This is a genomic window from Micromonospora acroterricola (genome assembly GCF_003172955.1).
GTDB lineage: Bacteria > Actinomycetota > Actinomycetes > Mycobacteriales > Micromonosporaceae > Micromonospora > Micromonospora acroterricola.
On sequence record NZ_QGKR01000204.1, the window covers coordinates 1 to 13877 of the forward strand.

Sequence of the window (13877 nt, forward strand, 5' to 3'; positions counted from 1 at the left end):
CGGCGAGCAGCCGTTGGCCCGCGCGATGGCCGCGACCATCGCGCGGGCCAACGGCTGGGGGAACCTGACGCCCCGGGGCTCGACGCGCACCAGGCCCGCGACCTCCGCCGGGGCGAGCGCCTCCACCGCGGTGCCGGCGGCGGCCGCCGCCCGGACCAGGGTGGCCGTCCCGCCGTCCTCGTCGAGCGCGGCGAGCAGCAGCATCCGGCGGGTGTCCGGGGGCAACCGGTCCAGCCGGGCCCGGTAGGCGCGGCCCAGCGCGCCGTCGGCCGGCGGCGTGGTGGGCAGTGGCTCCTCCCCCCGCCCCTGCCCGGGGCTCAGCACCTCGGCGACGTCCACCAGCGCCTGCGGGTTGCCGCCGCAGATCGCGGCGAGCGCGGCCGCGACCGGCGCGGCCGGCCGCTCGGGCAGCCGGTCGGTGAGAACGGCGACGCTCTCCCCCTCGTTTAGCGGCCGGAGCCGGAGCGCTGGTATCCCGTCGACCGTGGTGGTGACGTCCGCGGTGAGCAGGACGGCGATCGGCAGGTGCCGCAGCCGGCGGGCGACGAAGGCCAGCACCTGCGCGGTCTGCCGGTCCCCGCGGTCCACGTCGTCCATGGTGGCGAGCAGCGGGCGGTCCCGGGCGGCGGCGGCGAGCAGCCCCAGCACGGCCATCGACAGCGCCAGTTGGCGGTCGGCCGGGCAACCGTCGCCGTCCAGCGCGCGCCGCAACAGGTGCCGCTGGTGCGACGGCAGGGCGGTGGCACGGTCGAGCACCGGATCGAGCAGGCGTTGCAGGCCGGCGTAGGGCAGTGCGGCCTCCTCCACCAGCCCGGCCCCGGCGAGCACGGCGCACCCTTCGGCGTACCGGTGGGCGTGCGCGACCAGCGCGGACCGGCCCGATCCGGGCTCGCCGTGCACCAGCAGGGCACCGCCGCCGCCGGTCACGCCGTCGAGCAGGCTCCGGACAGCCCGGCACTCGTCGTCCCGGCCGCGCAGCACGGTTATTTGCACTGGTGATGCATTAACCATGCATTCAGTGTCACCTATCGGTAACCGGATGGAAAGAGGTGGGCGCTAGCGCGCCGGACCCGCGTCCGCCGGCTGCGCCAGCAGGGCGCCCACCGTGCGCGTCATCACCGCGCGGGCCTGGTCCACGCCCAGCCCCAGGCCGTCGCGCAGCATCGACCAGGCCGGCCACATGCTCGCCGCGACCAGCGCGTTGAGCAGCTGCTCCCGCCCCGGCCCGGCCTGCGCCAGCTCGGCGGCGAAGAGCTGCTCGACCTCGTCCCGGACCCGGTCGATGTGCTTGAGGCGGTTGCGGTGCAACTGGTCGGAGACCGGCTCCCGCATCTGGGCGGCCCGCGCCGACGGCGCGATGAGCTGGAGCAGCCGGGCCCGCTGCCGGCAGTACGCGTCGATCCGCTTCGCCAGCGGCAGCCCCGCGGAGATCGGCCGGTAGGCGGCGTCCTGCTGGCGGAGCACCTCCGCCCCGCTCGCCTCGAAGAGTGTCTCCATGTCCTTGAAGTTGGTCCAGAGCGTCCGCAGCGAGATGCCCGCCCGCTCGGCGATGCGCTCCCCGGTCGGCCGGAGGTCACCCTCGGAGATGAGCGCGAGGTGCGCCTCGACGATGGCCACGCGGGTGCGCTCGGCCCGGGCGGTCCGCCCGTCGACCCGGCCCGCGACCTCGACCCCGTCCATCCGCCCTCGCCTCTTCACCGCCATGACGTCCCCCGACGCGCCGAGTCTAGACACGCGGTGATCAGCGCCATCCGGGCGACCATGGGCGTCATCCGGCCCGGCCGGTCAGCGTGACGCCACCGTCGCAGACGATGGTCTGCCCGGTGATCCAGGCGGCGTCGGCGGATGCCAGGAAGGCGACCGCGCCGGCCACGTCCTGCGGCAGGCCGAGCCGGCCGAGCGGGTACCGCGCCGCCACCTCGTCCTCCCGGCCCTCGTAGAGCGCGGCGGCGAAGCGGGTCTTCACCACGCCGGGGGCGACCGCGTTGACCCGGACCGTCGGCCCCAGCTCCACGGCGAGGCTGGCCGTGAGGTGGTTGAGAGCGGCCTTGCTCACCCCGTAGAAGGCGATGCCGGGTGACGGGCCGAGGCCGGCGACCGACGAGACGTTGACCACGCAGCCACCCCGCTCGGCCATACCGGCGGCGCAGACCTCCTGCACCCAGCCGAGCGCGGCCACCAGGTTGACGTCGAGGATCTTGCGGGCCGCGGCCAGGTCCAACCCGACCAGCGGGCCGTGCACCGGGTTGATGCCGGTGTTGTTGACCAGGAGGTCCACCGGCCCGAACGCGGCGCTCACCTCGCGTACCGCGGCGGCGCGGTGGGCGGCGTCGTCGGCCCGCCCGGGCACGGCCAGGGCGTACGCCGGCCCGCCGAGGGCCGCGACCGCGTCGGCCAGGGCCTCCGGTCGTCGGGCGGTCAGCCCCACCCGGGCGCCCTCGGCCACCAGCCGTTGGGCGATGGCCAGCCCGATCCCCCGGCTGGCACCGGTGACGATGGCGACCCGACCCGAAAGTCGACCTGAATCTGCATCCACGGTGCAGATACTAGGAGCAGCGATCGGTGTCGGTCAACGTCATGAGGGACCCGTCGGCCTGCGAGCAGGCCTTCCCTGGCCGCTGGTCAACGATCGCCGATCAGATTCGGTCGCGGCAGCGGGCAGCCGTACGACCGGACGCGGTCCCGGCGGTGTGCCGTGACCACGCCCGGTCGACTGCCGGGAGTGCGGGTCGTCAGGAGACCGTCGGCACCCCGTTCGCCGGCGGGGCCACCGGCGTGGCGGTGTACTCCTTGACCGGCCCGTCCGCCTCGTCGGTCTCGTATGCGGGCCCGAAGTAGCTCTGCACTCCACCGCTCACCCGGCTCAGCCGCTGCCCGCCGTAGCCGGAGTGGTCGTTGGCGGAGAAGCGCAGCGGCACCAGCCCAGGGCCCTGGAAGCCGCCCTTCTGCACGGCCTCGAGCACCTTCTCCCGGGTGAGGTCCTTGCCCGCGCCGAGCAGCGCCTGCACGAACAGGTACCCGACCGACATGCCGTAGACGGTGTTGCCGTCGAACGGCGCGTCCCCGTTGTGGGACTTGTTGATTCGCGTGAAGAGCTGGATCCACGGGTTCGCGGTGTCGTTCTGCATCGGCAGGTAGTTGGTGCCGACCATGCCCTCCAGCAGCGGGGCGTTGGCGCCGAGCTGCTTGGCGAGCGTCGGGTGGTCGGCGCCGACGTTGGAGACCAGCCACTGTGGCTTGAAGCCCAGCCGTGCGGCGGTGCCGATGGAGAGCGCGGTGAAGCCGGGCACCGTGGCGAGCACGACGACCTGGCAACCCGCCGCCTTGAACGCGCCGATCTGTGGCGCCACGTTGGTGTTGCTCGTGACGTACGTCTGCTTGACCGCCACGGCCGAGGCGCCGAGCACCTTCTCCACGCCGGCCAGGCTGTCCCGGCCGAAGTCGTCGTCCTGACCGAGGAAGCAGAGCTTCTGGCCGGCCAGGTCCGCCTTGGCGTAGTTGGCGAGGATCTTGCCCTCGACCGTGTAGTCCGGGTTGAACCCGAACGTGCCGGGATACTTGTCCGGCTGGTCCCAGCTGCGGCTGCCCGAGGCGACGAAGAGGTCGGGCACCCGGTTGCTCTTGAGGAAGTCGAGCACACCCGTGTGCGTCGGCGTGCCGAGGCCGTTGAGGATGGCGAAGACCTTGTCCTGCAGCACGAGCTGCCGAACCACCTGCTGGGTGTTCGCCGGGTTGTAACCGTCGTCCATGATCTTGTAGGTGATCTTCCGGCCGTGCACGCCGCCGTTGGCGTTGACGTAGTCGAAGTACGCCTTCGTCGCCGGGGCGATCTTGGAGTAGCCGGCCGAGGCCGGCCCGGTCAGCGGCATGTGGGTGCCGACGACGATCTCGGTGTCGGTGACGCCCGGCACCGATCCCCCGCCGGGGCCGGAACCGTCGTCGCCGCTGCAAGCGGCGGCGGTGATCAGCAGGGCGATGGTGCTGGCGATCGCGAGACCGCGTCGTGCCGTACGGTGCATGGGAAACACCGACCTTTCTCGGTCCGGTTCTCAATCGAACTTCTGTGGTGGTGGGGCGCCCGGCCGGAGGCCGGACAGGGAACAGCTCAGGAGCGCCGGGCCGGCCACCGGGCCAGCAGTGCCCGGCCGAGGCGCGACAGCAGGCCCTGCACGCCGCCAGGTGCGGCGATCATGACGACGACCAGCGTGATTCCGAAGATCGCCAGCGGGAGGTTGCCCTCCAGCCGCTGCGCCACCGCGGGCGAGAGGGTGAGCAGCTCGGTCACGGAGTGGGTGAGGTCGGGCAGGGCCACCAGCAGGACGGCCCCCCACAGGGCACCGGCGAGGCGACCCAGGCCGCCGATCACCACGGCCATCAACAGGAAGAGCGACAGCGTCAGCGAGAACGCCCCGGGCGAGACGCTCTGCGCGAGGACCGCGAGCAGCGCGCCGCCCAGGCCGGCGGTGGCGGCGCTGACCACGAACGCGAGGACCTGGGTGCGGGCCACGTGGATGCCGGCGAGGCGGGCCGCCACCTCGTCGTCGCGAACCGCCCGGAAGGTGCGCCCGTACCGGCTGCGGATCAGGTTGGCCAGCAGCAGCAGGGCGAGCAGGGTGGCCGCGCCGGCCAGCCACAGCTGCCACCGCTCGTAGGGGAAGTACGGGCCGAGCGACGCCGGCGGCGGCTCCACCGGCACCGACAGCCCCTGCTCGCCGTTGAAGACGCCGTCGAAGGTGACGGCCAGGGCCGGCACGACGACGGCCACGGCGAGGGTCACCCCCGCCAGGTAGGGACCGCGCAGCCGCGCCGCGGCGACGCCGACCACCGCGCCGACCGCGACCGTGCTGACGATCGCCGCGCCCAACGAGACCGGGAGCAGCCAACCGCCGGTCATCCCCCGGTCGGCGAAGGCGTTCTGGCAGAAGGCCACGGTGTACGCGCCCGTCGCCATCAACGCGCCGTGCCCCAGCGAGAGCTGCCCGTTGAGCCCGGTGAGGACGGTCAGTCCGGCGGTGGCGCAGAGGTAGGCGGCCACGGTGGCGAGCTGGAAGTTGCGGAACGGCTCGACGGCGTAGCTGACCGCGACCAGCACCAGCGCGGCCGCGAGCGCGAAGGCGAGGTGGCGCAGCAGGGTCGAGCCGCGCCGCCGGTCGACCGGGCGCTCACCGGCGCCGGCCGGCCGCTGCTTCGGCGGCACCGCCGCCTGGGTGGCGCTCACACCCGCCTCGCCACGACCGGGGCGAACAGCCCACCGGGTCGGACCAGCAGCACCGCCAGCAGCAGGACCAGCACCGCCAGGGGGGTGAGGTCACTGCCGGCGTAACCGCTGACGTAGGAGAGCAACAGGCCCACCACGAGACCACCGACCACCGCCCCTGGTGGACTGTCCAGACCTCCGACCACCGCCGCGGTGAACGCCGAGACGAAGACCAGATCCATGGCGTGCGGGTGCAGGCCCAGTTCGGTGGGGATGACCAGCATGGCGGCCAGCGCGCCCACGCCCGAGGCGAGCGCCCAGCCGAGCGTCAGCATGCCCCCGACGTTGACCCCGAGCAGGCGGGACACCTCGGGGGCGAACGCCGCCGCGCGCATCCGCAACCCCACCGGCGTCCGCGAGAACATCCAGGCCAACCCGACGACGACCACCCCGATCGCCGCGAAGACGAACAGGTCGTACGGGGAGAGCACGGCGATCCCGCCGACGGTGAGGGCGGACCGGCTGAACGGCGCCTCGGCGGGCCGGAACTCACTGCCGTACAGCATGCCCAGGACGGCCTGGATCAGCAGCACCAGCCCGAGCGCGACGATCACCGGGTTGAGCGGGGACGTGTGGTCGACGAAACGCATCACGGCGCGGTCCACCAGCGCGCCGAGCAGCAGCCCGGCGACGATCGCCACCACGAAGCCCAGCCAGTACGAGCCGGTCTCCGCGGCCACGGTGTAGGCGACGTACGCGGCGGCCACGGCCATCGCCCCCTGGGCGAAGTTGACGACACGCGCCGCCCGCCAGATGAGCACCAGGGCCAAGGCGAACGCGGCGTACACCGCGCCCCGGGACAGGCCGTCGATGGTGAGGAAGACGAAGCGGTCCAACAGTCCTCCCTCCGGGGAGACGGGGTGATGGTCAGAAACCGAGGTACGCGTGTCGCAGGTCGGCGTCGTCACGCAACTGGGTGGCCGGTGCGGCGATCACCACCCGGCCCAGGGCCATCACCACGCCCTGGTCGGCGACGGCGAGGGCACTGCGCACGTTCTGCTCGACCAGCAGCACGGTCAGGCCGGTACGGTCCCGCAGCTGACGGAGCAGGGCCATGGTCCGGGCGACCACCCGCGGCGCCAGGCCGAGCGAAGGTTCGTCGAGCAGCAGCAGGCGGGGCCGGCCGACCAGCGCCCGGCCGAGCGCCAGCATCTGCCGTTCACCGCCGGAGAGCTGGTGGCCCAGGTGCCGACGACGCCGGGCCAGCGGCTCGAAGAGCTGGTAGACCTCGTCGAGGGCACGCCCGGCGTCCGCCCGGTCGCGCCGCCACAGCCCGCCGAGGCGCAGATTCTCGTCGACGGTCAGCTCGCTGATCACGCCCCGCCCCTCCGGCACGTGCGCCATGCCGCGCCGGACGAGCTGCTCCACGGGAGTGCCGCGCAGATCCTCCCCGGCGAGCACGACCTGACCGGCGGTCGGGCGGATCATGCCGGACAGCGCACGCAGCAGCGTGGTCTTGCCGGCGCCGTTCGCGCCGACGACCGCCGCGATGGTGCCGGCCGGCACGCTGAGGTCGACGGCCTGCAGCACGGGCGCCGCACCGTAGCCCGCCACCAGCCCGCGCACCACGAGCAGGTCCTCCCCGCTCATGCGGCATCACCGTCCGTTCGCGACTGCGGGGCTCGCAAACCCGGCTCACTCCTCGCGCTCACCGAGCCACCGTCCGTTCGCGACTGCGGGGCTCGCAAACCCGGCTCACTCCTCGCGCTCACGCGGCGGCCTCGTCGACTGCCGCGCCCAGGTATGCGTCGGTGACCGCCGGGTCGTCGCGGATCTCGTCCGGGGTGCCGGCGGCGATGACCCGACCGAAGTCGAGCACCACGATCTCGTCGCAGACCGCCATCACCAGGTCCATGTGGTGCTCGACCAGCAGCACCGCGCAGGGGTCCTCGTCCCGCCGCGGCAGCTGCCGGATGAGCTCCGCGAGCTCGGTGATGTCGTCGCCCCCGAGGCCGCCGGCGGGTTCGTCGAGCAGGAGCAGCCGGGGCCGTGCGGCGAGCGCCCGGGCGAGGGCGACCCGTTGGCGTACGGCGAAGGGCAGCGTGGTCGGCGCGGCCTCGGCGTGCCCGGCGATCCCCAGGTCGTCGAGGATGTCCAGAGCGTGCCGGCGCAACCGCCGCTCGTCGCGGTCGCTGGCCGGCAGCCCGAGCAGTGCCGGGACGAAGCCGGCCCGGGCGGTGTGCGAGGCGCCGGTCATCACGTTCTCCAGCACGGTGAGCCCGGCGAAGAGCCCGGTCCCCTGCAGGGTCCGGGCGATGCCGAGCCGGGTCAGCCGGTGCGGCCGTGGTCGCAGCGGCCGGCCGTCGAGGGTGAGCGAACCCGACTCCGGCGCGACGAAGCCGCAGATCACGTTGAACAGGGTCGTCTTGCCCGCGCCGTTGGGCCCGATCACGCCCACCACCCGGTTCGGCGCCACCCGCAGCGAGACGTCGTCGAGGGCGGTGAGGCCGCCGAAACGTACGCCGATGTGGTGCAGTTCGAGACCGCGCTCCATCACCCATCCCTCTGTCGTGGCGGGTGTTATTTACACTCGCAGTGTACGTTTCTCGGATACCGCGTCAAGACCTTCAATGCCCTCACCGCCACACGCGAACGGGGCGGCCGCCACCGGCGACCGCCCCGTGATCACGCTCAGGCGCTGGGGCAGGTGTTGCGGTACTCCTCGATCTGCAGGCCGCTCGGCCCCGGGCAGAGGAACGGCTCGTAGCGGGTGTCGTTGTCGACGAACCGCTTCAGCCAGGCCACCATCTGCCGCGCGGTCGGCGTGTTCACCGACTGCGGGAAGAAGTGGCTCGCCCCGTTCAGCTCCAGGTACGCCTTCTCGGCGGAGGCCGGGATGCTGTTGTAGAACGGCTCGGAGTGCGACGAGACCGGCGCGACGGTGTCGCTCTCGCCACCGATGATCAGCGTGGGAACCCGCAGCTCGGACCAGCTCTTGTCGGTGTTCCACGGCGCGAGCGGCACCGCGGCCTGCAGCGACGGCCGCGCCGACGCCGCCTCCAGGCTGCCGCCGCCACCCATCGAGTGGCCGGCCACCGCGAGTCGGGTGCTGTCGATCCGGGTGCGCACCGAGCTGCGCTCCACCAGGTAGTCGAGCGCGGCGAGCAGTTGCTGGCCTCGGCTGTCCGGCTGGTCGAGCCGGGAGTTGGTCTCGATGCCGATCACCACGAAGCCGTGCGAGGCGAGCCGCGGCCCGAGCCAGCTGATGCTGGACCACGCGGCGGTGAAGCCCGGCGAGATGGCGATGGCGCCGAAGGTGCCCTCGCTCGTGCTGGTCGGGTAGTAGATGACGCCGCCGCCGAAGCCGGTGACGCTCAGCGAGGACACGTTCTGCGAGGACGTCGCGAAGGGGCCACGACTGGCCTCGAGGATCGCGGTGGTCGGGGCCGGGCCCCGCTCGTACGGGTTCTCCGCCGCCTGCGCGGCGCCGGAGGGACCGGTGAGGACTCCACCGGCGACCAGGGCGGCCGCCAGCGCGAGTCGGGCGGCCACGGAACGGGGACGGGTGGTGGTTGGTGACGACACGTCGGGCACTCCCTAGAGTCGAGGGATATCGACGTGCGTCAGTTTTAGCTTCTCCGCCGATCCACGCATCGGCGAAATCACCAGTCCAACGGTCGGCGCGGGTAGCGACCGGGGCCGTGACGCCGACGTCAGCCCCGCTCTGGGTCCCTGACCTGGGGTGGGGTACGGGCCCGCCTGGTCATCGACGCACCATGGCGGGTGCCGCTGCTGATCGCCCGCACGGTGGCATGGTCGGCGGTGTGCCGGTGCGACGGACCTTCGCCACCGGCCGGTCGGTCGAGTTCGACGTGGATCCCCGCGCGCTGCTCCTCGTCGAGGAGTGCTGGCGGCACGCGAAGGCGATCAGGGCCCGGGGCGCCAGCGTCACGGTGCTGGAGCAGGCGGGGGGTGGCCGGCACTCCCGGCGTCGTCGCGGCGGGCTCCGGTGCCGAGGCTCTGGCGGCGGTGCAGCGGCTACCGACCGCTCAGCGGCACCAGCCGTCCGTCCCGGGATCGCGACGAACGCCCTCCTCGCGGGCAAACGCTGGCGGGACCTCTACGGTCCGGAACGAACAAGTGTCAGCCACCGTCGACCTGTGGGTCGTCCTGCAGACGCACAACCACCGGTACCGGTTCCTGCGCCGGGCGACCCGCCGACTGCAACATGGTTTCGCCGTGCTGTCCTGCTCGATCGGAGCAGTGATCGTCCTCTCGATCATCGACCTGTTCCACGGGTAGGCCGCGCAGGGGGAATCAGCCGATGTCGGTCAACCGCGGCAGCACCTCGTCGCCGAGCCGCTGCGCGAACTCCACCGGGTGCCGATCGGGCGTGACCTGCACCTCGGTGACCCCGAGCGCGGCGTACTCGGCCACCTCGGCGAGGAACGCGTCGACGTCGGCCAGGGGCGGCCGGTGGGCGACCACGGTCTTCTCGATGGTGTCGTAGTCACGGCCCTCGGCAGCGCAGTGCTCGCGCAGCACGTCCAACTTCCGCGCCACCTCGCCCGCGCCGGCGGCGGTGCCGAACAGGTTGCAGGCATCGGCGTACCGGGCGACCAGGAGCAGCGTCTTCTTCTCGCCGCCGCCGCCGATCATGATGGGCGGGTGCGGGCGGCTCACCGGCTGCGGCGAGTTGATCGTCTCGGCGAGCTGGTAGTGGCGCCCCTCGAACGACCCGTTGTCGTCGCTCCACATCTGCAGGCAGATGCGCAGGGTCTCCTCCAGCCGCTCGAACCGCTCGGCCACCGGCACGACGGGCACGCCGAGGCCGCGCTGCTCCCGCTCGTACCAGGAGGCGCCGATACCGAGCCGGGCCCTGCCGCCGGAGAGCACGTCGAGGGTCGTCACGGTCTTGGCGAGCAGCCCCGGGTACCGGTACATCACGCCGGTGACCAGCACGCCGAGCGTCATCCGCTGGGTCTTCGCCGCGACGAAGCCCAGCGTCGTGTACGCCTCCAGCATCGGTTCCTCGGCTGAGGCCACCGCCTCCATCTGGAAGAAGTGGTCCATCACCGTGAAGGACGCGACGCCGGCCTGCTCGGCGATGGTGGCCGCCTCGGCCAGGGTCGGTGCGATCGCCGCCGGCTCCGCCGGGATCGTGTAACTCCAGTAGTGCAGCCCGAGCTTCATACCCTCGCCACCTCCGAGCCGAGCCTACTGGCCCGGGGCGGAACCCGCCCCCGGGTCGACTATTCGCCGGGCACGCCCGGCCCGGTCTCCGCCGCCCGCAGCCGACGATTTCCATTACCTGTTCATGACAATTCGCGGATCAGGCGGGGATATCCGGCTGACACCTTCTGGTGAGTGATCCGACAGCCCACAGCCACCGACACCCGGCCGCTCCTGCCGGAGCCCGACGTGACGCGCGTCCGGTTCCGCCACCGGAGGCGCCGGACGCTGCCCGGGCCCACGCCGGGACGGCCACACCGAGCGGAGTGGGCCGACGCCGCGAAGGGCGTCTGCATCATCCTGGTCGTCCTGTGGCACGTCGTCGTCAAGGACTACCTGCAGATCGACTGGCACATCGGCGTACCCGTGCCGGGCCTGTGGGGGACGGTGGGCGAGCAGTTCCTCCCGCTGCGGATGCCGCTGTTCTTCACCATCTCCGGCGTCTTCGCGGCGAACGCCGTCCAGCGGCCCTGGCGGGTCGTCGCCCGCAGCCGGATCGCCGGGTTCCTCTACCTCTACGCCGTCTGGCTGCTGATCCACACCGCGGTCCTCGCGACCGCGCCGAACTTCCCGACCGACCGCGCCACGTCCCTCCTCGGCCTGCTGGAACAGCTCACGATCACGCCCTCCAACCTCTGGTACCTGTACGCGCTCGCGCTCTACTTCACGGTCGCCAAGGCGGCCGGCCGGGCACCTCGCCTGCTGGTCCTCGTACCCGCCGGGGCGCTGTCCGCCGTCGCCGCCGCCGGCCTGCTCGACACGCCGGGCAACCGGGCAGGTCTCTACCAGAACCTGGTCTTCTTCCTCGCCGGCCGGTACCTGCGACCCCAGGTCGAGTGGTGGACGGCCACGGCGACCCGGCGCCGGCTCGTGCTGACCTCGGGCGCCTACGCCCTCGCGCTCGCCGCGATGGCGGTGGCCGGCGCGCAGCGGTGGTTCGGCGTGTGGCCGCTGGTCTCCGTCGTGGCGGTCGCCTTCGGCCTCACCGCCGCCGCCCGGTTGCGCCGGTGGCCCGCCCTCAGCCACCGGCTCGCCACGCTCGGGCGCATCACCCTGCCCATCTATGTCATCCACATGCCGGTCCTGGCGGTGCTGCACCGAATGCTGCTCGGGCCGGTCTCCGGGCTGGACCCGGTCGGCCAGGGGCTCCTCGTGCTCGGGTACCCGGTCCTGCTGACCGCGGTGGTGATTTGCGTGAGCCTGGCGGTCCAGCGCGGGCTGCTGGCGGTCCACGCGCGCTGGCTGTTCGCCCTTCCCGGGCACCGTCGGGTGGAGACGGCCGGATGAGCGCGCTGGCCGAGGCGGTGGTCGACCTCGGGGCGATCGCCGGCAACGTGCGGACGATCGCGTCGGTCGTCGGCACCGGGCTGATGGCCGTGGTGAAGGCGGACGGGTTCGGTCACGGCGCGGTGCCGGTCGCCCGGGCCGCGCTGGGCGCCGGGGCCGGCTGGCTGGGCGTGACGTCGGCGCCCGAGGCGCTGGCCCTGCGCGCCGCGGGCATCACCGCGCCCACGTTGAGCTGGTTGCACCGACCGGACGACGACTTCGGAGCGTTGATCGCCGCCGGCGTCGACATCGGCGTGTCGACGACGACCCATCTGCACGCGGTCGTCGACGCGGCGTACCGGCTCGGCCTCCCCGCGGTGGTGCAACTCAAGGCGGACACCGGGCTGTCCCGCAACGGCGCCGCCGGCAGCGACTGGCCGGAGCTGGTCAGCTGGGCCCGCAAGTACGAGGTGGAGGGCGGCGTTCGGGTGCGGGGCGTGTGGTCGCACCTCGCCGACGCGGACGTGCCGGGCAGCCCCCGGCTGGCCGGACAGGTGGCGGCCTTCGAGGAGGCGCTGCGCGTCGCCCGTTCCGCCGGTCTCGACCCGGACCTGGTCCACCTGGCCAACTCGGCGGCCGCGCTGTCGGCGCCCCGGACCCGCTTCGACCTCTGCCGGATCGGGCTCGCGCTGTACGGCGTGGACCCGTTCGGCGGAACCGGGCCCGGCGAGTTCGGCCTGCGCGCCGCCATGACGCTGCGGACGACCGTGGTGAACGTGAAACGGGTGCCGGCCGGCGCGGGCGTCTCCTATGGACCCGAGTACGTGACCGCCGCGCCGACCACCCTGGCCCTGCTGCCCGTCGGCTACGCCGACGGTGTGACCCGCGCCGCCGGGGGTCGCGCCGCGGTCTGGCTCGGCGGCCGGCGGTGCCCGATCGTCGGCCGCGTCGCCATGGACCAGTGCGTGGCGGACGCGGGCGACCTTCCCGTGGCGATCGGGGACCCGGTCGTGGTGTTCGGCCCCGGCCAGGGCGACGGCGGCCAGCCCACGGTCGCCGAGTGGGCGAGGTGGGCCGGCACCAACCCGCACGAGATCTTGACCGGAGTCGGGGCCCGGGTGGCCCGCGACCACCTCCACGAAGGGACGGAGATGTCATGACAACCCGACTGGCAGTGCTGTACGGCGGGCAGAGCGGCGAGCACGAGGTGTCCCGCCGCTCGGCGGCGAGCATCCTCGCCGGGCTGGACCGGGAGAAGTACCAGGTCGCCGAGGTGCTCATCGGTCGGGACGGTGGGTGGCACGTCGACGGGCGTCCGACGCCGCTCCCCCTGGCTCTGCGCGTGCTGCGCGCCCAGGACGTGGTGTTCCCGGCTCTGCACGGCCCGTACGGCGAGGACGGCACCGTCGCGTCGCTGCTGGAGTGGCTCGGCGTGCCGTACGTCGGCAACGGCGTCTTCGCCAGCGCGGCCGGCATGGACAAGGGCGTCACCAAGAGACTCCTCGCCGCGGAGGGCCTACGGGTCAGCCCCGGGGTGACCCTGCGCCCCGGCGACGACCTGGCACCGGCCGACCAGCGACGGATGGGCCTGCCCGTCTTCGTCAAGCCCGCCCGGGCCGGCTCCAGCCTGGGCGTCGTCAAGGTGACCGACTGGGCCCGGCTTCCCGCCGCTCTCGAGCAGGCCCGCCAGATCGACCCGAAGGTGCTCGTCGAGCAGGGGGCGCGCGGGCGGGAGATCGACGTGGCGGTCCTTCAGCACCCCGACGGCCGGGTGCAGGCCGGGCCGCCCCTGGAGATCAGAGTGGCCGGTCCCGGCTTCTTCGACTACGACGCGAAGTACGAGGGCGGGGCGGTCTTCCAGATCCCCGCCCCAGTCGATCCGGCCACCACCGAGGTGCTCCAGGACCGTGCGATCCGCGCCTTCCACGCCCTCGACTGCCGAGGGCTGCTCCGGGTCGACTTCTTCCTGCCCGCCCAGGGGTCCGCCGAGCCCATCGTGAACGAGGTGAACACCTTTCCCGGCTTCACCACCGCGTCGCAGTTCCCCCAGATCTGGCAGCAGGCCGGGATCGGCTTCGCCACCCTGCTCGAGATCCTCATCTCCGGTGCGCTGGCCGACCAGGGGCGGTCGCGGGCCGGCGGGTTGCCCCGGCCGGGGCGGGCGGTCGACCTGCTGTGAGCG

Annotated in this window: 14 protein-coding genes and 1 pseudogene; 5 read left to right on the plus strand and 10 right to left on the minus strand. The window is 73.1% G+C overall.

The features are described from left to right. The 9 genes from DKT68_RS32410 to DKT68_RS16530 all read right to left on the minus strand — a co-directional run. A partial coding sequence (locus DKT68_RS32410) for an ATP-binding protein (protein ID WP_146218384.1) occupies positions 1 to 1011 on the minus strand: 1011 nt, incomplete at its 3' end. Positions 1012 to 1056: 45 nt separating this feature from the next. Then, positions 1057 to 1680 carry a TetR/AcrR family transcriptional regulator gene (locus DKT68_RS16495; RefSeq protein WP_109818301.1) on the minus strand — a complete coding sequence of 208 codons (624 nt, stop codon included), beginning with the start codon at positions 1678 to 1680 and terminating at the stop codon, positions 1057 to 1059. Between the two features lie 88 nt (positions 1681 to 1768). After that, entirely contained in the window at positions 1769 to 2536 is a 768-nt protein-coding gene (locus DKT68_RS16500; RefSeq protein WP_109818302.1) for an SDR family oxidoreductase, read from the minus strand. Between the two features lie 196 nt (positions 2537 to 2732). Beyond that, the gene (locus tag DKT68_RS16505) at positions 2733 to 4019 is read right to left on the minus strand and encodes an ABC transporter substrate-binding protein (RefSeq protein ID WP_109818303.1); all 1287 of its coding nucleotides are present in this window, start codon (positions 4017 to 4019) and stop codon (positions 2733 to 2735) included. A gap of 86 nt (positions 4020 to 4105) precedes the next feature. Next, on the minus strand, positions 4106 to 5218 hold the full coding sequence (locus tag DKT68_RS16510; RefSeq protein WP_109818304.1) for a branched-chain amino acid ABC transporter permease: 1113 nt from the start codon (positions 5216 to 5218) through the stop codon (positions 4106 to 4108). Then, positions 5215 to 6093, minus strand: coding sequence for a branched-chain amino acid ABC transporter permease (locus tag DKT68_RS16515; RefSeq protein ID WP_109818305.1), 879 nt, complete (start codon positions 6091 to 6093; stop codon positions 5215 to 5217). Before DKT68_RS16515 ends, DKT68_RS16510 begins: the two co-directional genes overlap by 4 nt. A 31-nt stretch (positions 6094 to 6124) precedes the next feature. Then, positions 6125 to 6847, minus strand: a complete 723-nt coding sequence (locus tag DKT68_RS16520; protein ID WP_109818306.1) for an ABC transporter ATP-binding protein — start codon at positions 6845 to 6847, stop codon at positions 6125 to 6127. 118 nt (positions 6848 to 6965) lie between these two features. Beyond that, on the minus strand, positions 6966 to 7751 hold the full coding sequence (locus DKT68_RS16525) for an ABC transporter ATP-binding protein (RefSeq protein ID WP_109818307.1): 786 nt from the start codon (positions 7749 to 7751) through the stop codon (positions 6966 to 6968). A gap of 137 nt (positions 7752 to 7888) precedes the next feature. Then, complete coding sequence (locus tag DKT68_RS16530) at positions 7889 to 8782, minus strand: alpha/beta hydrolase family protein (protein ID WP_109818336.1); 894 nt, start codon at positions 8780 to 8782, stop codon at positions 7889 to 7891. A gap of 171 nt (positions 8783 to 8953) precedes the next feature. Between DKT68_RS16530 and DKT68_RS32020 the strand changes: the two are divergent. After that, positions 8954 to 9253 (plus strand): annotated as a pseudogene (locus tag DKT68_RS32020) (catalase HPII); the annotation flags it as partial. 84 nt (positions 9254 to 9337) lie between these two features. Further along, complete coding sequence (locus DKT68_RS31495) at positions 9338 to 9499, plus strand: hypothetical protein (RefSeq protein WP_201749070.1); 162 nt, start codon at positions 9338 to 9340, stop codon at positions 9497 to 9499. Positions 9500 to 9514: 15 nt separating this feature from the next. On the opposite strand, the gene DKT68_RS16540 is transcribed toward DKT68_RS31495, so the two are convergent. Beyond that, entirely contained in the window at positions 9515 to 10390 is an 876-nt protein-coding gene (locus DKT68_RS16540) for an LLM class F420-dependent oxidoreductase (protein ID WP_109818308.1), read from the minus strand. Between the two features lie 228 nt (positions 10391 to 10618). Here DKT68_RS16540 and DKT68_RS16545 point away from each other — a divergent pair, with 228 nt between their 5' ends. The 3 genes from DKT68_RS16545 to DKT68_RS16555 are packed head-to-tail and all read left to right on the plus strand — an operon-like array spanning position 10619 to position 13874. Next, positions 10619 to 11716, plus strand: a complete 1098-nt coding sequence (locus DKT68_RS16545; RefSeq protein WP_236646926.1) for an acyltransferase family protein — start codon at positions 10619 to 10621, stop codon at positions 11714 to 11716. Then, the gene (gene alr / locus DKT68_RS16550) at positions 11713 to 12855 is read left to right on the plus strand and encodes an alanine racemase (protein WP_109818310.1); all 1143 of its coding nucleotides are present in this window, start codon (positions 11713 to 11715) and stop codon (positions 12853 to 12855) included. Before DKT68_RS16545 ends, alr begins: the two co-directional genes overlap by 4 nt. Continuing rightward, entirely contained in the window at positions 12852 to 13874 is a 1023-nt protein-coding gene (locus tag DKT68_RS16555) for a D-alanine--D-alanine ligase family protein (RefSeq protein ID WP_109818311.1), read from the plus strand. The genes alr and DKT68_RS16555 overlap by 4 nt, the downstream gene beginning before the upstream one ends. Positions 13875 to 13877 lie beyond the last annotated feature (3 nt).

Excerpts from the sequence above, each read along its gene's own strand:
- alr (WP_109818310.1), top strand. The coding sequence starts at position 11,713 with ATGAGCGCGCTGGCCGAGGCGGTGGTCGACCTCGGGGCGATCGCCGGC.
- DKT68_RS16540 (WP_109818308.1), bottom strand. The coding sequence starts at position 10,390 with ATGAAGCTCGGGCTGCACTACTGGAGTTACACGATCCCGGCGGAGCCG.
- DKT68_RS16505 (WP_109818303.1), bottom strand. The coding sequence starts at position 4,019 with ATGCACCGTACGGCACGACGCGGTCTCGCGATCGCCAGCACCATCGCC.
- DKT68_RS16555 (WP_109818311.1), top strand. The coding sequence starts at position 12,852 with ATGACAACCCGACTGGCAGTGCTGTACGGCGGGCAGAGCGGCGAGCAC.
- DKT68_RS16495 (WP_109818301.1), bottom strand. The coding sequence starts at position 1,680 with ATGGACGGGGTCGAGGTCGCGGGCCGGGTCGACGGGCGGACCGCCCGG.
- DKT68_RS16525 (WP_109818307.1), bottom strand. The coding sequence starts at position 7,751 with ATGGAGCGCGGTCTCGAACTGCACCACATCGGCGTACGTTTCGGCGGC.
- DKT68_RS16520 (WP_109818306.1), bottom strand. The coding sequence starts at position 6,847 with ATGAGCGGGGAGGACCTGCTCGTGGTGCGCGGGCTGGTGGCGGGCTAC.